We start from the raw sequence: 20,259 nt of genomic DNA on the forward strand, positions 1-20,259 counted from the left end.
GGCGCCCCACTCGTGTTGGGAGACGACCAACCGTCGAAGTCTGCGCCGCCAGCGGGCTTCTCCCCGTTTACGGGGAGAAGGTGCCGGCAGGCGGATGAGGGGCAGCGCAGACCTGAATCGAGCGAAAGACAGCCCCTTGCAGGCCATGACAAGCCAACCATGCCGGCACGTCGCTAAGCCGGCCGCTTCTTCGATTTCTTGTTCTTGGCGGGTCCGGTCTTTTCGAACTTCGCCTTTGCTGCCTTCCCCGCCCAGGGCTTTGCCTCGAATGCTTCAGCGCGCTGATCGGCTGACGGTGTGCGCTTCTCGAATTTGGGCGCATTCTGGTCGAACGTCCGCTTGCCGCGGTGAGGCTTCTTGTCGGGTCGCGCTTCCTGATAGCCGGCCCGCGACATGTCGGGCGTGCCGTCCAGCCGCTTCACCGCGATGTTGTTCTGCAGCTTGCGGTCGGGGCCGATCGCCTGGAGAAACCGGTCAGACCAATCCGCCGCGATCTGCACGAAGGTTTCCTCAGGCTGCATCTTGATGGCACCGATCTCGCGCTTGCTGATCCCGCCGGTCCGGCACAGCATCGGGATCAGCCAGCGCGGCTCGGCATTTTGCCGGCGTCCTACCGACAGCGAGAACCAGACGCTGTCGCCGAAATCGTCGCGGCGGCTGGGCGCCTCGTCCCTGCGCGCAAACTTGTCGCCCGACGGCGTGAACGGCGCGACGTCAAGAAGATCCTCGGGCGCCGAGCGGCTGGAGCGGCAGAAGCGCACGAACGCGGCGGCCACCTGTTCGGGGCCGTGCTGCTCGAGAAGCGCATTGATGAAGCCGCGCTCCTCTTCTTTCACCGGTTCGCTGAAGACCGGGTCGGCGAGGATGCGCTCGTCGTCGCGGCGCAGCACGTCGTCGGCCGAAGGCGGGCTTGCCCATGTCGCCGCAAGGCCGGCACTTTGCAGCAGCCGTTCGGTGCGCCTGCGGGCACTGTTGGGCACGATCAGCGCGCTGACACCTTTGCGTCCCGCCCGTCCCGTCCGCCCGCTTCGGTGCAGCAGCGTCTCCGGATTGGTCGGCAGGTCGGCATGGATCACCAGTTCGAGGTTGGGCAGGTCGATGCCGCGTGCCGCCACGTCGGTGGCGATGCAGACCTTGGCGCGGCCGTCGCGCATCGCCTGCAGCGCGTGGCTGCGCTCGTTCTGACTCAACTCGCCCGAAAGCGCCACGACGGAAAAGTTGCGGTTGTTGAAGCGCGCGGTCAGGTGATTGACGGCGGCGCGCGTGTTGCAGAACACCAGTGCGTTCTTCGCCTCGTAATAGCGCAGCACGTTGATGATGGCGTTTTCCCGATCGGGCTGAGCTACGCTCAGCGCCCGGTATTCGATGTCGAGATGCTGCTTCTCCTCGCCGGAGGCCGAGATGCGCACCGCATCGCGCTGGTAGCCTTTGGCCAGCGTGGCAATGGCGCGCGGCACGGTAGCCGAAAACATCAGCGTGCGGCGCTCGGCAGGGGCGGCATCGAGGATGAATTCGAGATCCTCACGAAAGCCGAGATCGAGCATCTCGTCGGCCTCGTCGAGCACCATTGCCTTCAGTTCAGACATGTCGAGCGAATTGCGGGTGATGTGGTCGCGCAGCCGGCCGGGCGTGCCGACAACGATATGGGCGCCGCGCTCCAGCACGCGCCGTTCGGTGCGCATGTCCATGCCACCGACGCAGGACGCTATCGCTGCGCCGGTCGGTTCGTAGAGCCATTCGAGCTCGCGCGTCACCTGCAAAGCGAGCTCCCGCGTCGGCGCGATGGCCAGCGCCAGCGGTGCTGCGGCATGGGAAAAGCGCTCCGCACCGTCGAGAAGAGTCGGCGCCAGAGCCAGCCCGAAGGCAACGGTCTTGCCAGAGCCGGTCTGCGCCGAAACCAGCGCATCGGCCTGCCCGAGCTCGAGAACCGCCTTCTGCACCGGCGTCAGCTCGACATAACCGCGTTTTTCCAGCGCCTTTGCAAGCGCGGGGACAATAGCTTCGAAATTGGACATATGCTTCTTTCGGAATTCGGATTCTTTTATGCCCCGCAATGGGTCATCCGTCGGCGAGCGCCAGAAGCGCCACGAGCCAAACGATCCAATCGTTCGTACTTCGCGCCGCCGCCATTGTACAGGGCAAGCCGCCTCGCCGGGTCGCGATTGACTCTTTGCGCAAACCGCGTAAAAGCCGGCACCGAACGGGATAGTTTCGATGCGCGGCCTTTTGATGGCGCTTCTTGCATTCGACCTCCCCGGCCGCAATGCGAACCATTGGGCCGGGCGTGTCGGCGCGTCTCCTCGTTCCAGCAAAACTACGGCTAAAACGACCACTAAAACGGTCTAATTCCCTTGGCCTAACCACCCTCTCCCGGGTCCGGCCCGGGGGTTGAAACCCGCATCGGTCGGCGGGTTTTCTCCAAAAACCGAGCGGAGAGGACAGGAGATTTCGATGAGTTTCAAGGTTGCAATCGTCGGCGCCACGGGCAATGTGGGCCGGGAAATGCTCAACATACTGGAAGAGCGCGGCTTTCCGGTGAGCGAGGTGGTGGCGCTGGCCTCGCGGCGCAGCCAGGGCACGGAAGTGTCGTTCGGCGACCGCACACTGAAGGTCAGGGCGCTCGACCAATTTGATTTTTCCGACACCGACATCTGCATCATGTCGGCCGGCGGCAACGTCTCGAAGGAATGGTCGCCGAAGATCGGCAAGCAGGGCTGCGTCGTCATCGATAATTCGTCGGCCTTCCGCTACGATCAGGACGTGCCGCTGATCGTGCCGGAGGTGAACCCGGACGCGATTTCGCTGTTCACGCGCAAGAACATCATCGCCAATCCGAACTGCTCGACGGCGCAACTGGTCGTGGCGCTAAAGCCGCTGCACGACTTCGCCACCATCAAACGCGTCGTCGTCGCCACCTACCAGTCGGTATCCGGCGCCGGCAAGGAAGGCATGGACGAATTGTTCACGCAGACGCGGGCCGTGTTCGTCGCCGACCAGGTCGACGTCAAGAAATTCACCAAGCGCATTGCCTTCAACGTCATCCCGCATATCGACGTCTTCCTCGACGACGGCTTCACCAAGGAAGAGTGGAAGATGGTCGCCGAGACCAAGAAGATGCTCGATCCCAAGATCAAGCTGACGGCGACCTGCGTGCGCGTGCCGGTGTTCATTGGCCATTCGGAAGCCGTCAACATCGAGTTCGAAAAGCCGATCACCGCCGACGACGCGCGGGAAATTCTCCGGGATGCCCCCGGCTGCCAGGTTCTCGACAAGCGTGAGGACGGCGGCTACATCACGCCGCTGGACTCGGCCGGCGAAGATGCCACATTCATTTCGCGCATCCGCGAGGATTCGACCGTCGACAACGGCCTTTCGATGTGGATTGTCTCCGACAATCTGCGCAAGGGCGCGGCACTCAACGCGGTGCAGATCGCGGAGCTGCTGATCGAGCGCGGGCTGATCCAGCCGAAGAAAAAGGCGGCTTGATTCTCGCTCACGGGCCGTATCGCCGCTGCCGCGGCGGGCCCTCCGCGGGCGCCGGAAAGCCGGCGGCCCGCAGTCGCGGGCGCGGCCCTCGGCCATTAGCTTCCTTCTCCCCCTTCACGGGGGTGAGAAGTGGTCCGCGAAGCGGACGGAAAGCCAATGCTTGGCTTTCCGAACGACGAACGCCCCTGGCGTAGCGAGGGCCGGGATTCCGGCAGGGGGATGAGGGGCAGCACAGGCGTCTCAAGTAGGCAGCAAGGCGCCTGCTTCACAGCCGGCTCTCCTCCGCTAGCTTTTCCAGCAGCTCCATCGCCTCTTCCGCCCGGTCGGCGGGCACGAACAAATGGTCGTGGTAGAAGGCCGAGACCGGATTGACCCCCATGCCGGCGGCGGCCAGACGCGCGGTGATGGCGGCGAGGAAGCCGACCGCCTCCAGCGACGAATGGATGTTCAGCGTCACCATCCGGCAGCGGAAGACGGTCGCCAGGCCAGCGGCCTTGGCTTCCTCCTCTAGCGCGATCACCGTCGTGCCCTCGCGCTCGCGAAACAGCATCACCGTCTCGACGCTGTCCGGCACGGGCGCATCGGGCGGCAGTGTGGCGAAGACATGGATGCCGGGACGCAATTCCGGCGTCATCGTTGCCAGCAGTTTCTTCAGATCGGTCTCGCCGGCCATCGATTGCTCCCGAATGTCTTGCGGATTTTCGATAACGTGCTCGGCCCCAGCCGGCAAGGCGACGCCGCCATGTCGCTGACGGCTGGGCTTATGCGTGTATTGCATCGCACAATGGAACCGATCAGGATCATTGCCGGTCCGTGAAAGGGGTTTCGATGATCGTTCGCCCGCGCCCGGGGTTCTTGCATCTGTTCTTCATCATGCGCGGCTCGGTGGTGCCGCGCATCCTGCCGCAGATCTTCGGCTTCGGTGTCTATGGCGCGCTGGTGGTGCTGGCGGTCGGGGCGCTGAAGCTCGACTTCGGCGATGCCGGCCCCGCGCCGTTTGCCTTACTCGGTGTGGCGCTGTCGATCTATCTCGGTTTCCGCAACAATGCCGCCTATGACCGCTGGTGGGAAGCGCGCAAGCTGTGGGGCCAGCTTGTATTCGACATTCGCAATCTGGCGCGCGCCAGCACGGGGCTGATCGAGGATCGCATCGAACTGCGCGGGATGTTGATGGAGGCGATCGCCTTCTGCCATTTCCTGCGCGGCCTGCTTCGGCGGGTAGATGCCACGACCGAAGCACGCGCGTTCATCGGCGAAGAGGCCGAAAGTGCCGCCAAGCTGGCCAACCCGCCCGACGCCATGGTGCGGCGTATGGGCGAGCGAGCCGCCGCGCTATACAGGGCCGGGGCGATCGATGTCATGGGCTACCGCATCCTCGACGAGCGCCTGTCGGAAATCGCCGCAGCGCAGGCCGGCTGCGAGCGCATTATGGGGACACCGCTTCCGTTTGCCTACACGCTGCTCTTGCAGCGCACTGCCTATATCTTCTGCCTGCTGCTGCCGTTTGGGCTGGCATCGACTGCCGGCTGGGCGACGCCGCTGTTCACGGCGCTGATCGCCTACACCTTCTTCGGCCTCGACGCGCTTTCGGAAGAACTCGAGGACCCGTTCGGCACCGAGGCCAACGATCTCGCCCTCGACGGCCTATGCCGCGTCTGTGAAATCTCGGTGTTCGAAGCGCTCGGCGAGCCGCCGCCGAAAATGATCCCTGCCGAAAAGTTCTATTTTTCCTAGGGTTGTTCGGGCGCTCATCGCAGCACATGCGCTCAAAAGATCGTAGGCGTGTCGGATCGTCGTCTCACGCCGCGTCCTTGGTTCGACCCTGGCGTAGAGGGGCCAGCGCTTGCAAAAACCGGAGGACCAATAACCATGTCTCAAACTGCATCCGTCACGCCGGGCGCGCTGTGGACCGGCCGAGGGCTCAGCGCCCTCATCGTGCTGTTCATGATCTTCGACGGCGTCATCAAGCTGCCGCCGCTCGATGTCGTCACCCGGACCATGGTGCAGCTCGGCTGGCCGGCCGATCCCAATGTCTCGCGCATGCTCGGCATCATCGGGCTGGTCTCGACCGCGCTCTATGCGGTGCCGCGCACCTCGGTGCTTGGCGCCATCCTGCTCACCGCCTATCTCGGTGGCGCCATCGCGACGCATATACGTATTGGCAGCCCGCTGTTTTCGCACACACTGTTCGGCGTCTATCTCGGCTTCATCTTGTGGGGCGGCCTTTTCCTGCGCAACCCCAGGGTGCGCGCGCTGATCCTGCTCAACCGATAGAGCCGACTTCAAAAGCCGTTCGATGGCGGTCGCGTCGCCGGAGAGGACCACGGTCTGCCGCCACCCTTCTTCTTTTGACTTTGGATCAAATCGCCCGTTTGCGAGTTAGAAGATGTGGCGGCGAGGACGGAAAACCCGGTTGAGAGGAACGACAATGAAGAAACTGGTAGTCCTGATGGTACTGGTAACCTCGCTCGCAGCCTGTTCCCGGACAGAACAGGGCGCGGCGGTCGGTGGACTAGGGGGCGCTGCTGTCGGCGCTGCAGTGGCCGATGACGACGTTGAAGGGGCGGTGATCGGTGGTGCTGTCGGCGCCCTCGCCGGCGCACTGATCGGTCGTGCTACCGAACCCGGCCGGTGCCGCTATCGCGGTCGCGATGGGCGTGTCTACATCGCCCGCTGCCCTGAAGGCTATTGATCGGGCCGCGTCATAAGTCGGAAGAAACAGCAAACGGCGGACAAAGGGGCCCGCCGTCTCGTAGGGGATAGAAAGCGAATTATTCGGCGGTCGCGGCTTCCGCCTCGGCCGGCGCGGCTGCCGCGGCGGCAACAGCGGCGGCTGCATCGTCCTGCGCCTTCTTCAGAAGTGCGGCGCGTTCCTGCGCCTTCTTGCCGGGCTCGGCCTTCTTCGGGTTGGAGCGGGCCTCACGCTTGGCAATGCCGGCCTCGTCGAGGAAGCGCAGCACGCGGTCGGTCGGCTGGGCGCCGTGCGAGAGCCAATGCTTGACGCGGTCGGCGTCGACCTTGACCCGCTCGCCGTCCTTGGGCAGCAGCGGGTTCCACGAGCCGAGCGACTCTATGAAACGGCCGTCGCGCGGCGAACGGGCGTCGGCGACGACGACGTGGTAATAGGGACGCTTCTTCGAGCCCGCACGGGCTAGTCGGATTTTCAGTGGCATTTTCTTTCTCCTAAAATTCTGATTTTCGTTGATCGGGGTTATGGCTGTCGTCTTTATGCATGTCGTTGTTGGGCGACATGCACTGGTCCTCAGCCGGTTTTCGCTACGCCGTTGGATGCGGCGATCTGCTCATGATGTCGGATCACTTCGCGGACAACGAAGTTCAGGAATTTCTCCGCGAAATCCGGGTCGAGATGGGCATCCTTCGCCAGTTGGCGAAGGCGGGCGATCTGCTGCTGCTCGCGTGCCGGATCGGCCGGCGGCAGGCCATGCGACGCCTTCAGCTCGCCGACCGCCTTGGTGCAGCGGAAACGCTCCGCCAGCATGTAGATGAGCGCTGCGTCGATGTTGTCGATCGAGGAGCGGTAGTCGACCAGCGCCGCACGTGCGTCGGCCATGTCCTTTTCTTCGTTCATGGCGCCCTCACTTCTTCTTGCCAAGGCCGGGAAGCCCGCCACCGCCCAAGCCAGGAAGCTTCATGCCGCCGGGCAGCCCAGGCAGGCCGCCACCCCCACTGGGAAGGCCACCGGGCAGGCCCTTCATGCCGCCGAGACCGGCTGCCTGTGCCTGCTTCTGCAAGGCTTCGAGCTGCTTGGGGTCCATCTTGGACAGATCCGGCATGCCGCCGCCCATCATGCCGCCCGGGCCACCCATGCCTCCCATACCCCCCATACCCCCTGGCATCATGCCGCCGAGGCCCATCTTCTGCGCCAGCCCGCCCATCATGCCGCGCATCAGGCCACCGCCTTTGCCCTTGCCGCCCATCGCCTTCATCATGTCGGCCATGCCGCGGTGCATCTTCAGGAGCTTGTTGATCTCGGCCGCATCGGTGCCGGAGCCGGCGGCGATGCGCTTCTTGCGCGAGTGCTTCAGAATCTCGGGGTTGGCGCGCTCGGCCTTGGTCATCGATGATATGATGGCGAGCTGGCGGCCGAACATCTTGTCGTCGAGACCGGCGGCGGCCATCTGGTCCTTCATCTTGCCCATACCCGGCATCATCCCCATGATGCCGCCCATGCCGCCCATCTTCGACATCTGCTGAAGCTGGCCGGCAAGGTCGTTCAGGTCGAATTTGCCCGACTGCATCTTCTTGGCCATCGCCGCCGCCTGCTCGGCGTCGATGTTTTCGGCAGCCTTTTCGACGAGGCTGATGATGTCGCCCATGCCGAGGATGCGGTCGGCGATGCGCTTGGGATGGAATTCCTCCAGCCCGTCCATTTTCTCGCCGGTGCCGATCAGCTTGATCGGCTTGCCGGTGACGGCGCGCATGGAAAGTGCTGCACCACCACGGCCATCACCGTCCATGCGGGTCAGCACCAGCCCGGTGATGCCGACGCGCTCATCGAAGCTTTTCGCCAGATTGACGGCGTCCTGGCCGGTCAGCGAATCGGCGACCAAAAGGATTTCGTGCGGCGACGACACCTTCTTGATGTCGGCCATCTCGACCATCAGCGGCTCGTCGATATGGGTGCGGCCGGCGGTGTCGAGGATGACGACGTCATGGCCGCCGAGCTTTGCCGCCTGCACGGCGCGGCGGGCGATGTCGACCGGCGTCTGGCCCTCGACGATCGGCAGCGTGGCGACCTTGACCTGTTCGCCGAGCTGACGGAGCTGCTCCTGCGCGGCGGGACGCCGCGTGTCGAGCGAGGCCATCAGGACTTTCTTGTTCTGGCGCTCGCTGAGGCGCTTGGCGATCTTGGCCGACGTCGTCGTCTTGCCGGAGCCCTGCAGGCCGACCATCATGATGACGACCGGAGCCGGCGCATTGAGGTCGATGGCGACACCCTCGGCGCCCAGCATCTCGACCAGCTCGTCATGGACGATCTTGACGACCATCTGGCCGGGCTTGATCGACTTCAGCACGGCGGCGCCGACGGCCTTCTCGCGTACCTTGTCGGTGAAGGAACGCACCACTTCCAGCGCAACGTCGGCCTCGAGCAGCGCACGGCGCACCTCGCGCAGCGCCGCGGAGACATCGGCCTCGGACAGGGCACCGCGGCCGGTGAGGCCGTTCAGGATGGAGCCAAGGCGCTCCTGAAGCGATTCAAACATTCTGTTTCCTTTTCCCCGGCATCCGGATGATGCCCGAGAGGTAATGCGTTCGCGCCCAGTGTCCAACCAAAAGCCGGTCCAAGCAAAACCCAAAGCCAAAAAGCACCCGGGGGCGCGCAGCGCTGCCGGATGTTGGCCTCCAGGATCGATTTACAGCACGTCACCTCAAAGAGGCTTCGGCGTCCCGGTCGGCTTGCTCGGACGGATACTCGTCGCGGAATTCGCGGCGTGTAGACAGGAAATCGGCCGCGAAGTCAAGGCGCGGGCCGAATACGCTGAACCGGGCCGGTTCGGTTTATGGCAGCACCAGCGGCGTGATGCGCATCAGCTTGGGCCGCCGGGCTACGAAATATCCGGCTCGACCTTCAGCGGCGAGCGCGGATGCAGCAGCAGCAGAACAGTCAACAGGCTGCAGACGATGCCGATCGCCGCGATGATGACGGCATCAAGCGTCGTCCAGCCGGGCCCTTCGAGCGGCTTGGCGTTGAACAGGGCGAACGAATTGTAGCTTTGCTGATGCGAAATCAACAGGAAACCGGTCAGATTGTTGCCGAGGTGGGCGCCGAACGCCGCGCCGAGGTTGCCCGTGGCATAGACCACAAGCGTCAGGAGCAGCGCAAAAGCGGCGATCGAGGCCAGCACGCAGGCGTTGATGGCGGCCGTCGAGCTTGGGCTCCAATGCATCGCAGTGAACAGAAGTCCTGGCAGCAGCGCCCAGATGAAGGGGTTTTGAAACCGGTTGGCCAGGCCCCTCACGAGATAGCCGCGAAACAGCACCTCTTCGGACGAGGTCTGCAGCAGGGTCAGCGCAGCGATCGGGATCAGGAACAGCAGCCAAGACGACAGGCCGATTGCGCCGCGCGCAATCTCGGGCTGCAGGAGATAGAGCAGGATTTCGGAGAGCAGCGATGTGATCAACACCGCGGCCAATCCCCTAAGAAATCCCGAGCGCGAAACGCGGCGGCTGGTGCCGATCAGCGCCATCAGCGGCTCGCGATGGGCCCAGCGCATGGCAGCCCACAGGCCGAGCCAAATCCCGGCAAAGGAGGCGAGCGCGGCGAGGATCCCGGCGGGCGAGGCCATGAAATTCTGCACCGCCCCTCCTTCCATCGGGGCGCCGGACGATGCCTGCCAGATAACAAAAACATAGGCGCCGCCGAACAGCACGGCGATGGTTGTCGCGACCCAGAACAGGACGACGATCGCCGTTCCGAGCAGGAGCCGCGGCAGGGTCGTCTTGGAGTTGGGAGTATGCCGGTAGCGCTCGAAGGCGGCAGGGTCTGATATCACGAGGGTTCCTTGCCTGATGCATAGGGTCGCATGGTCTAGAGCATCGGACCCGAAAGTGGAACCGGTTTTGGGCAAATCCGACGCTCGAACAAAAGGCTGGAGCGGCGGGCACGCCGCTCCAGCACGAAGCTCCGGTTAAAAATAGCGGACAGCGGCGGCCGCAGTCGGCTCTTGCCGGGCGGCCGCCTGAATTGCTCGCTGATGTCAGCGCTCGACGTACATGATGCGTCGGGTGCCGGGATCGACCAGTGCCGGCTGACCGTTCACATAGACATAGCGGTAGTCGTAGTCCGGAATCTCGCGCAACTCGACGGTATCGGGCAAGGTCGCGCCGGTAACCACCTCGCCCTCGAGATAGACCGGGTCGACCCGGTTGGTCTCGATGTAGGTGCGGACCTCGGCCGGAGGCCGCCTGATCGGCTCGATCGGCTCGCCAGCGACGATCGCTCCGGTATAGACGTCGGGATCGTCGACGTCGGCGGGCGCTTCGACGATGGTAATGTCTGCGTCGGCCGGGCGCCGGGTCAGGACGACCTCGTTGCCGCCGAATTCGGCCGTCACATAGTCGGAATAAATCCAGCCCTGGCCATTGGCCTCGGCTATGGTGCACCATTTGCTGTTTTGGATGCAGCCATCAAGCGTTGCCGACTGGCCGGCGGCGAGCACGCCGATGACCGGGTATTGCGGGCCGGGGCCGGCTCGAATGTTGAGATCGGCGACAGCCGAGACAGCGGTATCGGCCAAGGCTGTACCCGACATGGCGACAAGCGCTCCGGCGACAGCAGGAAACAGTATGCGCTTCATGGTTTTCGCTCCGTTTTGATAGTCCCTCGCGAACGAAAACGAAACAGGGCTTCATGCGTTCCGGCTAAAACGCCTCGGCCGGCTCACGTTTTGTTCCGGTTTCTTTCACGTCAGCCAGCAGTTCATGGACGAAGGCCAGCTTCCGTGCGGTCACCTCCGAGATGACAAAGGGATAAAGGTCCGGCAGGCCCATGCAGCGGTTGATCGAGTTGGACGCTTCCGACAGCACCAGCCAGCGGGCCAGGATCTTTTCGAACGGTTCGGGAACGGCGGCAGGTTCCGACGGCGCCGGTTGCAGCTCGCCGCCGGTGTCGCTGCACGACAGCTCGTTGGCCTCTACCGTTTCCAGTCGGCCGAGCGGGAAATTCAGCGCATGCACCATCTCCAGCGTATCGGTGATGTGCAGGTGGTGTGCCCATGTCTCGGCCCAGTCCTCCCAGGGATGAGACGTGGCATAGGCGGAAATGTGGTCCTGCTGCCAGTCGGGCGCAGCACCTTCGGCATGGTAGGTCTTCAGCGCCTGCTCGTAATCGATGCGCTCGTCGCCGAACAATGCGCGGAAGGCGGCAAGCCGTTGCGGGTCGTCGCGGATCAGGCGGTCCCAGTAATAGTGGCCGAGCTCGTGGCGGAAATGGCCGAGCAACGTACGGTAGTTCTCGCCCATCTCGACGCGCCGTCTTTCGCGCTCGGCCGAGTCCGCCTCGGCGACATTCAGTGTGATCAGGCCGTTGTCATGGCCGGTCAGGATGCGCGCGCCCCCTGGGCCGCCGATCGGATCGGCGAGGAAGTCGAAGGCGAGGCCGGCCTCGTCGCCGGCGTTCCGCTTGGACGCGACCGGCAGTCCGGCGGCGAGCAGCGAATAGATTGCCCGTTTCTTAGCCGCTTCGACGCGGATCCAACGACGGCGGTTGCCATCGACCGAAAGGTCCGGGATCAACTGGTTCAGCTCGCAGGCGCGGCAGAAGGCATGGCCAGGTTCCGCCATCCAGTTGCAGGCGCACTCGTCGGCATTGGTGCACTGGAAAACGCCGCCGGCGCCGGACAACACGAAGCCCGCATGCTCGGGATCGTACAGCACGGGGCTGGCGCAGTTCAGGCACTGGGCGTTCTCGAAATAGAGGCGGTGGCCGCAATGCGGGCAAGCGAAGAGCTTCATCCCAATCTCAAATCATCAGGTCTCAAATCATCAGGTCCGGATATAGTGCGGAGCGGCATATCACCCAAACGCCTGTCGGCGGCCGGCGTTCCTGCCAATGCTATTTTGCCGCAAGCTGGGCGGCGACCGTTCTCGCCACCGCCTCGCCCGACAGCCTGGCGCCGCCGCAGGTCTGCATCAGCGGACCGGCCAGATGCTCGCCGGCGAAGAAGATTTTTTCCGCCACCGGCTGCATCAGCGTGGCGCGCGCCTGCGAACGGCCGGGGCGGGCGGCCGCATAGGCGCCGCGCACGAACCGCTCGCCGCCCCAATTGGTCATCATGGCGCGCCCGACATGTTTCCGCACGTCCCCGCCGAATATGGCGCACAGCCGGTCGACGACGAAGTCGACGCCTGCCGCCTCGCCCGCCGCCGACATCTCCCAGGCGAAATCGCCGCCGACGAAGCCGACCATCAGGTCGAGGTCGAAGGGAAAGCAAAGGAAGTAGATGTCGTGCCTGGCCAGCCGCTCGATCAGCAGGTCGTCGAAGGGCGCCAGCCCGAGCCTTGTGCCCCTGATTTCGACCGGCAGCTTGGTCAGCATGCCCATCGGCAGGTCGAAGAAGGCAGCGAAATGTGTGTCGGGCAGCGCCGGCGAGAATTCGATCTCCTCGAAGGCGAGCACCGCCGGCGAGGCGGTGACGATGGCCGCCTTGGCGCGGATGGTGCCGCGATCGGTGACGCAGGCGACGCCAGGCACGTCCCAGAGGATTTTCCGCACCGGCGTCGACAGCTCGACGGGCACGTCGGCGCCGAAACGGGCGACCAGTGCGCCGAACCCCTCCTTGGTGAAATAGTTTGGATCGAGATCGGCGGCGGCCTGAAAGTCGCGGATCGAGATCTCGTCCTCGTCGGCGCCGAAGTCCATTGGCCCGGCGAAGGTGGCGGCGGCGCGCGGCGCATGGCCTTTGGCGAGCAACGCCGAAAGACGGTCGTCGTCACCAACCTTGACCTCATGCGCCGCCAGAAGCTCGAACAGCCTGCTATCGGCCGCTTTCATCGCGGCCTCTTCGTCCTCGCTCGCCTTTCGATTGCGATAATAGAGATGATCGACATTCATGTCGTGATGGTGAAGCGTCCAGCGGGCAGCTTGCGCCTCCGGAAAGTAGGGATTGCGGTCGGCCGCGTGCAGCCAGGCGCAGCCGATATCGAAAGGAATGCCGAAATGCTGATCGCTGGTCCAGGCGCGGCCGCCGATACGGTTCATCGCTTCGAACAGCTTGAAGGAAAGGCCGGCCCCACCCAGGGTCTTGGCGGCGGAAAGTCCCGCCGAGCCGGCGCCGATGACCACGACGTCAACGTCTTCCATGAATATTCTAGCCCCCCGCCACAATAATTACTTGATCGTAAGCAAGTTCTCCGGCATTCGCCAGCGCTGCGGCGGCGATGCGTAAACGAGTTCTTAGCGCATCGGCTCGAAAATCGGTGCCGATTTTCGGAAGCACGATGCGCAGATTGTAAAGTGTTGGAACGTACTGCGTCCAAGCGGGCGCACGTCGCTCCAACGGTGACAAGCGGGCGTTTCGCTGGCAAATTCGTATTCGGGACATATCCAGGCAACCAGGAGAGCAACATGGCATTTTTTGCCAAGGGAAAGATTTTCGCGGCGGCGGCATCGATGATGCTTGCGGCGGCAACAGGCGCACAGGCCGCTCAATGCGGCAATACGGGCGCGGGCTTCGAAGCGTGGAAGGCTGAGTTCGCGCAGGAAGCAAAGGCCAGCGGTGTAGGCTCGAAGGGTCTGGCCGCTCTGGCACGCGCGACCTACGCAACAAAGACGATCGGCGTCGACCGCGCCATCCACAAGGCTTTCAGCGGCTCGGTGGAAAGTTTCATGAAGCGCCGTGGCGCGTCCACCATCATTTCCAAGGGCCGTTCGCTGAAGAAGTCGAACGCGGCGCTGTTCGGCAAGATCGAACGGACCTACGGCGTGTCGCCGGGTGTGTTGCTCGCCATCTGGGGTATGGAAACCGGCTTCGGTTCCTTCTTGGGCAAGCAGAATACGGTCTCCGCCATTTTAACGCTTGCCTATGATTGCCGCCGCCCGGAGTTCTTCTACCCGCATGCTGTTGCAGCCCTGAAGCTGGTTGATAGCGGCGCTTTGAGCGCCTCGTCGGTCGGTGCCGCGCATGGCGAGATCGGCCACACGCAGTTCCTGCCCGGGAATGTTTTGACGTATGGAGTTGGCAACAAAAATCTGCGCGACAAGGCCACTGCGTTGGCTTCCACCGCCAACTTCCTCAGAGGTCATGGTTGGCGGGCCGGCGCGAGCGCGCAGGCGAATATGGGCGCAATTGCTGGCTGGAATTCCGCGAGCGTCTATCAACAGGCCATCGCCCGCATGGCCACGGCGATCGATGGCGATTGATAGAATCTCTATTCGACGGAAAGCCCGGCCATGCGCCGGGCTTTTTTGTTGATGCTCTAAGGTTACGACAGCCGCCGCTCGGCCCCGCCTCGGGAACGCGCGAAGCAAGAAGCTAATTCGGCGAGCCGAGCGCCTTGTCCATCGCTTCCCTGACCCCGGCGGGCCACGTGTTCACAGCTGGCCACGCGTCCGGCTCGGGCTTGTCGCCCCGGCGGGCGAAATAGAGCTTGTTGTTGGCCGGATCGACCGCCATGAAGCCGTCATTGCCGCCGCAATCGTGCGGCACGCAGCCGCTGGCATAGAAGGCGCCCGAGGCGGTTTTCTCGGTGCCGCCGCCGACCAGCAGGCTGGTCGCCATCTCGGGCATCTCCTTGCCGAGCAGCGTCTCGGCCAGCCTGTAGACGGCCTCGTTGTGGAAAGCGTCGACGACGTTGTCGTATTTCGACGGATCGACGTCTTTCCAGTCAGTGCCGGGCTCCGGCATATAGGTGAGATTGCCGGAAGTCGTCAGCCCGTCCGACGGCGACCATTGCAGCGCCGGCTTGGAAACGCCCGGCAGCAGGTAGGGCACGAAATAGATGGCGCTGTCGGAGATCGCAGCCGGCGGTGCGCCACATTCATCCTGCTCGACCGTGATGCTCTGGATGGTGCCGCCTTCTGGCTTCCAGACGATCACCGTGGCCGGGCCGCACTGGTTGCCGCCACCGCCGACATCGACCAGCGCGACGTTGACCCCGCCGACCTTGACTATCTTGTCGAACGACACCTCGTAATTGCTGGCCAGCTGCTTGCCGTCATAGGCCAGCACCTTCTCGCCATACTCTTCCTGCTGGGTGATGGTCAGCTGCCCACTCTCGAACGGTACCGGTGCTTGGCTGTCATCGTCGGCTAGGGCCGCATTGCTCGACGCGCCCAGGTCGGCGGCCCCGCCGGACGCATCGTAAGCCGGCACAAGCACCATGTCGGTCTGTGCATGCGCGCCAGTCACCGGCATCAGAATCCACGCCAGCGCGCAGGCGCCGGCAAGAAGCGAACGTGTCATGACTGTCCCTCGTTCAGCCGCCACGAACCCGGCCTGTCGCGGCCGGGTCATCGTACCGCTCAGGCCCAGGGGCGTTCAGCGGCGTTCTTCTTCTCGAACGAGGCGATGGCGTCGGCCTTCTCCATGGTCAGGCCGATATCGTCGAGCCCGTTGAGCAGGCAGTGCCGCTTGAAGTCGTCGAGGTCGAACTTGACCACGCCGCCGTCCGGTCCGCGGATTTCCTTGGCTTCGAGGTCGACCGACAGCGTTGCGTTGGAACCGCGCGAGGCGTCGTCCATCAGCTTCTCCAGATCCTCGGGGCTGACGGTGATCGGCAGGATGCCGTTTTTGAAGCAGTTGTTGTAGAAAATGTCGGCGAACGAGGTCGAGATGACGCAGCGTATGCCGAAATCGAGCAGCGCCCACGGCGCATGTTCGCGCGACGAGCCGCAGCCGAAATTGTCGCCGGCGACCAGGATCTGCGCATTGCGATAGGCCGGCTTGTTGAGCACGAAGTCGGGGTTTTCCGAACCGTCGTCCTTGTAGCGCATTTCGGCAAACAGTCCGCTGCCGAGCCCGGTGCGCTTGATCGTCTTGAGATAATCCTTGGGAATGATCATGTCGGTGTCGACATTGACGATCGGCATCGGCGCGGCAACGCCGGTGAGCTTGGTGAATTTTTCCATGGTCTTGCCCGTCTTCTTTTCTCTGCGGGGATGTGTTGGCGTCCGGTTTACACAAAGCTGCGGGCAAATAAAAGGCGGCTGTTTTCTGCTAGCCTTGGTCCTGGAGCACAGACCGCTTCAAAACCGCCGCCCTATGGTGCACCTTGGCCGGCATGACAACACGTCCCAAAGTTCTCTACGCCAGCGAACCGACCCTCGACGCAGCCGAGTTCCGCCGCGTGCTGGTGGAATCCGGCCTCGGCGTCACTCGGCCTATCGATGACGACCTCCGTCTGAAGGCGATGCTTGCCAATGCCGATCTGGTGTTGACGGCGCGGCTCGATACGCCTGGCAAGCCGCTGATTGGCCTCGCTCGAGGCATCACCGACTTCTCGTGGGTGTGCCATATTTCCGAGCTCGCCGTCTGCAAATCGGCGCAAGGGCTCGGCATCGGCAAGGGCCTGCTCGACGAAGCGCGGCGGCAGCTCGGGCCATCCGTCGCCATGTCACTGATTTCCGTGCCCGACGCCGTCGGCTTCTACGAACGGATCGGCATGACGCGCATGGCGGACGCGTTCTGGTTTGGCCGCGAGCGCTGACGGACGCATTTTTCTGCCGGCGGGAGCCAGCAGCGGCCGAGCACGCGGAATAGTGCTGACAGGTGAGCGCCGGCCGCATGGTCTCGGCCTAGTACCGCTCCCTTGACCTGCGCAGTGCCCTGTCCACATCTCCAGCATGGAAAAGCATCGATGCTTCGTGGGCACGGCCGGTTGGGGCATCCCGTCGCGCTACAAGGATCTTTTCCCGGGATCCGGGGCGCATCTCGAGCGTTACTCCGGCCGTCTTGCCGGCGTCGAAATCAATTCATCCTTTTATAAGCCGCACCGCCGTGAGACCTATGAGCGTTGGACGCATTCGGTCCCGGAAGATTTCCGCTTCTGCGTGAAGGTCCCCAGGGCCGTGACACACGAGCATCGGCTTGCCGACTGCGAAGACCTGATCGGGGCATTCCTCGGGCAGGCCGGAGGCCTAGGCCGGAAGCTCGCTGTGCTGCTAGTGCAGTTGCCACCCAGCCTGTCATTCGAGCCGCTTGTCACCGAGGAGTTCTTCGGTTTGTTGCGAAAGCAAACCGGCTCGAAAATAGCTTGCGAGCCTCGTCATGCGAGCTGGTTCGAACAGGACGCTGATGCGCTTCTGACCGGCTTCCGTGTAGCGCGTGTGGCAGCCGATCCGGCTCGCGTTCCCGCTGCAGCCACGCCATCCGGCTGGCCGGGCCTCGTCTATTTCCGCCTGCATGGCGCGCCGCGTATTTATTACTCGGACTATGACACTGACAGCCTGATCGCGATCAGGCAGCGGCTGGATGCGGCGAGTGCGGCGGGCGCTGAGGTCTGGTGCATTTTCGACAACACGGTTAAGGGCCATGCGCTCGGCAACGCCCTTGCCGTAGACGCGATGGCGCCTCAGATCACGTTCAATTCGCGAAACGCCCGGCCTTCAGCGACACGGCTGTACCCAAACGACGCGCAATCCACCGTGCGGTAGCCGCCATGCACGATCAGCTCGGCCAGCGCCTTGCCGACCGCCGGCGCCTGCTGCAGGCCGTGGCCGGAAAAACCGTTGGCGAAGAGGAAATTTCTGACCTGCGGATGCGGGCCGATCACCGCGTTCTGGTCGAGCGTGTTGTAGTCGTAATGGCCGGCCCAGGCGCGCGTCGGCTTGATCGCTTCGAAGGCGGGAATGCGGGTCGCCAGCACTGGCCAGATCACCTCTTCGAACAGCGGCCAGTCGGGCTCGAAATCGCCGGGATCGGCGGGGCCGTCACCCTCTTGCGGCTCGGCGCCGCCGGTGATGTAGACCGAGCCTTCCGGCCTGACATAAATGCCGCTCGGATCGACCAGCAGCGGCATGTCGGCATACTTCTCGCGCGCCTCGAAGATGAAGACATTGCGCTTGCGCGGTTCCACCGGCAGTACCAGTCCGGCCATTGCAGAAACCTTGCCGGCATTCGGCCCGGCGGCGTTGACGACGATGCCGGCCTCGAGCCGCTCGCCATTGTCGAGGTTGACGCTGGTGACGCGGTCGCCCTGCCGCTCGATGCCGGTCACATCAGCGGTGACGAAATCGATGTTTTTCTCGCGGAGCGCCTTGCGGAACAGCATCAGCATCGCATGCGCGTCGAACCAGCCCTCGCCGCTGCGGCCATAGGCGCCCGCGGTGATGCCTTCGGCCGATAGCCATGGGAAGCGACGCACCAACGCATCCGCATCCTCAAGGACGATGTCGGCGCCTTCGGCGATCTGCGCCTCGTGGTTCGCCTTGAGGATCGGCAGTCCGTTCTCGCCGGCGAGGATGAGATAACCGCCTTCGCGAAAGCCGATATCGGCGTCGGCTCCAAACTCTTCCGTCAGCCGCCGGAACAGTTTCAGCGTGAACTGCGACAGGCGGATGTTCTCGGGAATTGAAAATTGCTGGCGAATGGAAGCACAAGACAGCGTCGTTGCCGCATGGGCGAATTGCGGGTCGCGCTCGACCAGCGCGATCGAACCGGAAAACCCTTCCTCGCGCAGATAATAGGCGATCGAGGAGCCGACGATGGCTCCGCCGATGATGACGACGTCGTAGCGCACTTTTTTGCGTCTCCAGTTCTAGAGCATGATCCCGAAAGCCGGTTTTCGGAATCAGGCTCCAATTCATACAGCCGGCAGGATGATCTCGAAGCGCGTGCCGCGCTCGGAGTCAACCAGGCGGATCGTGCCATCATGCGCTTTCAGGAGGGCCAGCACGATGCCGAGGCCCATGCCGGTGCCGCCTGCATCGCGGCGCGTGGTGAAGAACGGCTCGAATATCCGCCCCCGATTGCTGGGCGAAATGCCGGCGCCGTCGTCGCTCACCAGAATCGTCGCCTTGCCGCCCGCGCTCGCCGCCGTGATCGAAACGAGCGTTGCGCCATGGCGCGCCGAATTGTCGATGAGATTGGCGAGCACGATGGCCGCGTTCTCGGCCGACATGCGCAGGCGGATATCGCCGCCTCCCTCGACACGGACCGCCAGCCTGTCCTCGGCCGGCAGCAGCGCCAGTGCGGCGCCAACCAACGTGCTTTCGCCGCCGGGCGCAAGATTTTCGGCGCGCGCCAGGTCGAGCAGACGGCGCACCAGAAGGTTGAGCCGTTCAGCATCGGTGACGATGTTGTTCGAAAACCGCCGCCGTTCGCCCTCATCCATCGCGCTGCCCGAATCGCGCAGCAGTTCGGCCGCCCCCTGGATGGCCGTCAGCGGCGATTTGAGCTCGTGCGAGACATGCGTAGCGAAGGTCTGGATGCTGTCCGAGCGCGCATGCAGCTTTTCGGCCATGTCGAGGAAGGCGTCGGAAAGCGCCGCCATCTCGCGCGTGCCGTGATGATCGAGCGGCCTGATCGCGTCGCGATCACCGGCCGCGATGCGCTTTGTCCGTTCCATCAGCGCGTAGATCGGCCGGCTGACGGTGCGCAGGAAGACCAGGCCGATAAGCAGCGTGCCGCCGAGGATGGCGATCGCCGCCAGCCCCACCTTGCCGCGCTCGCCATAGAGGTGCTTGACGATGTTGTTCGGCGTTCGCGACAGATAGACCACGCCGGCGACCTTGCCGTCGACCGCGACCGGCATCGCGACGAAGACGCGGACTCTCGTACCGCGGCTGACCGAATAGAGCGATGGTGGCGGCTCGTCGGAGATCCTCTGCCGGAGCGCGCTGGCATAGCGCCCGGCCAGCGCCTGGCGAACCTCCTCGACGGCGCCGAGCGACAGGCCGATCTCCTCGCGTCCGGCGATGACGACGCCTTTGGGGTCGAGCAGCCGAAAGCCGGCAAGCGTGGTTTTCTGCGTCTCGGCAAGAATGCCCGACAGCCGCGCGCCGATCGCCGCGACGGCTGGATCCGTGGCGGTCGCGGTGATGGCGGGCGGCCGGGCCGGCAGAACGTAGTCGGAGGCAAGATCGAGGCGCGGCTCGATCGGCCGGTAGGGAGAGTCCGGATCGGTGGCACTGTCCGCAGGCACGGCCGCGCCGAGCTTTTCGATGGCGACGCCGGCGTCGCGGACCTCTTGCGCATAGATGGCGCCAAGGGCCGCACCTTGCGCGATCAGCTCGGCCTCGGTCTGGCGGATCAGCTGATTCTCGTAGAGCCGGAAGAAGAACAGGCCGACCAGCGGCAGCGCCATCACCATGAT

The 20,259-nt window shown here is 64.0% G+C and carries 20 protein-coding genes; 7 read left to right on the top strand and 13 right to left on the bottom strand.

The features are described from left to right. Positions 1-173 precede the first annotated feature (173 nt). The gene (locus ACWUKX_RS13510; protein WP_456007270.1) at positions 174-2,015 is read right to left on the bottom strand and encodes a DEAD/DEAH box helicase; all 1,842 of its coding nucleotides are present in this window, start codon (positions 2,013-2,015) and stop codon (positions 174-176) included. Positions 2,016-2,451: 436 nt separating this feature from the next. Here ACWUKX_RS13510 and ACWUKX_RS13515 point away from each other — a divergent pair, with 436 nt between their 5' ends. Next, the gene (locus tag ACWUKX_RS13515; protein ID WP_455840747.1) at positions 2,452-3,486 is read left to right on the top strand and encodes an aspartate-semialdehyde dehydrogenase; all 1,035 of its coding nucleotides are present in this window, start codon (positions 2,452-2,454) and stop codon (positions 3,484-3,486) included. A gap of 265 nt (positions 3,487-3,751) precedes the next feature. Here ACWUKX_RS13515 and ACWUKX_RS13520 read toward each other — a convergent pair whose 3' ends face one another. Continuing rightward, complete coding sequence (locus ACWUKX_RS13520) at positions 3,752-4,159, bottom strand: ACT domain-containing protein (RefSeq protein ID WP_456007272.1); 408 nt, start codon at positions 4,157-4,159, stop codon at positions 3,752-3,754. Between the two features lie 155 nt (positions 4,160-4,314). Between ACWUKX_RS13520 and ACWUKX_RS13525 the strand changes: the two genes are divergently transcribed. From ACWUKX_RS13525 to ACWUKX_RS13535, 3 genes are all read left to right on the top strand, one after another. Next, a complete protein-coding gene (locus ACWUKX_RS13525) occupies positions 4,315-5,220 on the top strand; it encodes a bestrophin family protein (RefSeq protein WP_455840745.1) in 906 nt (301 codons plus the stop codon). A 129-nt stretch (positions 5,221-5,349) separates the two neighbouring features. After that, on the top strand, positions 5,350-5,760 hold the full coding sequence (locus tag ACWUKX_RS13530; RefSeq protein ID WP_456007333.1) for a DoxX family protein: 411 nt from the start codon (positions 5,350-5,352) through the stop codon (positions 5,758-5,760). A gap of 154 nt (positions 5,761-5,914) precedes the next feature. Beyond that, positions 5,915-6,178 carry a YMGG-like glycine zipper-containing protein gene (locus ACWUKX_RS13535; protein WP_456007274.1) on the top strand — a complete coding sequence of 88 codons (264 nt, stop codon included), beginning with the start codon at positions 5,915-5,917 and terminating at the stop codon, positions 6,176-6,178. A 79-nt stretch (positions 6,179-6,257) separates the two neighbouring features. On the opposite strand, the gene rpsP is transcribed toward ACWUKX_RS13535, so the two are convergent. From rpsP to ACWUKX_RS13570, 7 genes are all read right to left on the bottom strand, one after another. Beyond that, the gene (rpsP, locus tag ACWUKX_RS13540; protein ID WP_027153676.1) at positions 6,258-6,659 is read right to left on the bottom strand and encodes a 30S ribosomal protein S16; all 402 of its coding nucleotides are present in this window, start codon (positions 6,657-6,659) and stop codon (positions 6,258-6,260) included. An 89-nt stretch (positions 6,660-6,748) separates the two neighbouring features. After that, positions 6,749-7,075, bottom strand: a complete 327-nt coding sequence (locus tag ACWUKX_RS13545) for a chorismate mutase (RefSeq protein ID WP_127209851.1) — start codon at positions 7,073-7,075, stop codon at positions 6,749-6,751. Positions 7,076-7,082: 7 nt separating this feature from the next. Next, the gene (ffh, locus tag ACWUKX_RS13550; RefSeq protein WP_456007276.1) at positions 7,083-8,711 is read right to left on the bottom strand and encodes a signal recognition particle protein; all 1,629 of its coding nucleotides are present in this window, start codon (positions 8,709-8,711) and stop codon (positions 7,083-7,085) included. A 342-nt stretch (positions 8,712-9,053) separates the two neighbouring features. Continuing rightward, the gene (locus tag ACWUKX_RS13555) at positions 9,054-10,001 is read right to left on the bottom strand and encodes a CPBP family intramembrane glutamic endopeptidase (protein ID WP_456007278.1); all 948 of its coding nucleotides are present in this window, start codon (positions 9,999-10,001) and stop codon (positions 9,054-9,056) included. 204 nt (positions 10,002-10,205) lie between these two features. After that, a complete protein-coding gene (locus tag ACWUKX_RS13560) occupies positions 10,206-10,805 on the bottom strand; it encodes a DUF1236 domain-containing protein (protein ID WP_456007279.1) in 600 nt (199 codons plus the stop codon). Between the two features lie 64 nt (positions 10,806-10,869). Then, positions 10,870-11,961, bottom strand: a complete 1,092-nt coding sequence (locus ACWUKX_RS13565; protein WP_456007281.1) for a zinc-binding metallopeptidase family protein — start codon at positions 11,959-11,961, stop codon at positions 10,870-10,872. A gap of 100 nt (positions 11,962-12,061) precedes the next feature. Further along, positions 12,062-13,309 (bottom strand): flavin monoamine oxidase family protein, encoded by a 1,248-nt coding sequence (locus ACWUKX_RS13570; protein WP_456007283.1) that lies wholly within the window; start codon positions 13,307-13,309, stop codon positions 12,062-12,064. 264 nt (positions 13,310-13,573) lie between these two features. Here ACWUKX_RS13570 and ACWUKX_RS13575 point away from each other — a divergent pair, with 264 nt between their 5' ends. Next, the gene (locus ACWUKX_RS13575; RefSeq protein ID WP_456007285.1) at positions 13,574-14,368 is read left to right on the top strand and encodes a lytic murein transglycosylase; all 795 of its coding nucleotides are present in this window, start codon (positions 13,574-13,576) and stop codon (positions 14,366-14,368) included. 112 nt (positions 14,369-14,480) lie between these two features. Here the strand turns inward: ACWUKX_RS13575 and ACWUKX_RS13580 are convergent, their stop codons facing one another. Together ACWUKX_RS13580 and leuD are read right to left on the bottom strand one after the other, a co-directional pair. Then, positions 14,481-15,410, bottom strand: coding sequence for a hypothetical protein (locus tag ACWUKX_RS13580; RefSeq protein ID WP_456007287.1), 930 nt, complete (start codon positions 15,408-15,410; stop codon positions 14,481-14,483). Positions 15,411-15,469: 59 nt separating this feature from the next. Continuing rightward, positions 15,470-16,075 carry a 3-isopropylmalate dehydratase small subunit gene (leuD, locus tag ACWUKX_RS13585; RefSeq protein WP_456007289.1) on the bottom strand — a complete coding sequence of 202 codons (606 nt, stop codon included), beginning with the start codon at positions 16,073-16,075 and terminating at the stop codon, positions 15,470-15,472. A 152-nt stretch (positions 16,076-16,227) separates the two neighbouring features. Here leuD and ACWUKX_RS13590 point away from each other — a divergent pair, with 152 nt between their 5' ends. Together ACWUKX_RS13590 and ACWUKX_RS13595 are read left to right on the top strand one after the other, a co-directional pair. After that, entirely contained in the window at positions 16,228-16,653 is a 426-nt protein-coding gene (locus ACWUKX_RS13590) for a GNAT family N-acetyltransferase (RefSeq protein ID WP_456007291.1), read from the top strand. Between the two features lie 157 nt (positions 16,654-16,810). After that, entirely contained in the window at positions 16,811-17,599 is a 789-nt protein-coding gene (locus tag ACWUKX_RS13595; protein WP_456007293.1) for a DUF72 domain-containing protein, read from the top strand. Here ACWUKX_RS13595 and ACWUKX_RS13600 read toward each other — a convergent pair. Next, entirely contained in the window at positions 17,518-18,684 is a 1,167-nt protein-coding gene (locus tag ACWUKX_RS13600) for an NAD(P)/FAD-dependent oxidoreductase (RefSeq protein WP_456007295.1), read from the bottom strand. The two genes, ACWUKX_RS13595 and ACWUKX_RS13600, sit on opposite strands and share 82 nt — an antisense overlap. A 63-nt stretch (positions 18,685-18,747) precedes the next feature. Then, a complete protein-coding gene (locus tag ACWUKX_RS13605; RefSeq protein WP_456007335.1) occupies positions 18,748-20,250 on the bottom strand; it encodes an ATP-binding protein in 1,503 nt (500 codons plus the stop codon). Positions 20,251-20,259 lie beyond the last annotated feature (9 nt).

The organism is Mesorhizobium sp. f-mel, from assembly GCF_053850215.1.

Coding starts and splice junctions, on each gene's coding strand:
- ACWUKX_RS13510 (WP_456007270.1), bottom strand. CDS start 2,015: ATGTCCAATTTCGAAGCTATTGTCCCCGCGCTTGCAAAGGCGCTGGAA.
- ACWUKX_RS13515 (WP_455840747.1), top strand. CDS start 2,452: ATGAGTTTCAAGGTTGCAATCGTCGGCGCCACGGGCAATGTGGGCCGG.
- ACWUKX_RS13520 (WP_456007272.1), bottom strand. CDS start 4,159: ATGGCCGGCGAGACCGATCTGAAGAAACTGCTGGCAACGATGACGCCG.
- ACWUKX_RS13525 (WP_455840745.1), top strand. CDS start 4,315: ATGATCGTTCGCCCGCGCCCGGGGTTCTTGCATCTGTTCTTCATCATG.
- ACWUKX_RS13535 (WP_456007274.1), top strand. CDS start 5,915: ATGAAGAAACTGGTAGTCCTGATGGTACTGGTAACCTCGCTCGCAGCC.
- rpsP (WP_027153676.1), bottom strand. CDS start 6,659: ATGCCACTGAAAATCCGACTAGCCCGTGCGGGCTCGAAGAAGCGTCCC.
- ACWUKX_RS13545 (WP_127209851.1), bottom strand. CDS start 7,075: ATGAACGAAGAAAAGGACATGGCCGACGCACGTGCGGCGCTGGTCGAC.
- ffh (WP_456007276.1), bottom strand. CDS start 8,711: ATGTTTGAATCGCTTCAGGAGCGCCTTGGCTCCATCCTGAACGGCCTC.
- ACWUKX_RS13560 (WP_456007279.1), bottom strand. CDS start 10,805: ATGAAGCGCATACTGTTTCCTGCTGTCGCCGGAGCGCTTGTCGCCATG.
- ACWUKX_RS13565 (WP_456007281.1), bottom strand. CDS start 11,961: ATGAAGCTCTTCGCTTGCCCGCATTGCGGCCACCGCCTCTATTTCGAG.
- ACWUKX_RS13570 (WP_456007283.1), bottom strand. CDS start 13,309: ATGGAAGACGTTGACGTCGTGGTCATCGGCGCCGGCTCGGCGGGACTT.
- ACWUKX_RS13575 (WP_456007285.1), top strand. CDS start 13,574: ATGGCATTTTTTGCCAAGGGAAAGATTTTCGCGGCGGCGGCATCGATG.
- ACWUKX_RS13580 (WP_456007287.1), bottom strand. CDS start 15,410: ATGACACGTTCGCTTCTTGCCGGCGCCTGCGCGCTGGCGTGGATTCTG.
- leuD (WP_456007289.1), bottom strand. CDS start 16,075: ATGGAAAAATTCACCAAGCTCACCGGCGTTGCCGCGCCGATGCCGATC.
- ACWUKX_RS13590 (WP_456007291.1), top strand. CDS start 16,228: ATGACAACACGTCCCAAAGTTCTCTACGCCAGCGAACCGACCCTCGAC.
- ACWUKX_RS13605 (WP_456007335.1), bottom strand. CDS start 20,250: ATGGCGCTGCCGCTGGTCGGCCTGTTCTTCTTCCGGCTCTACGAGAAT.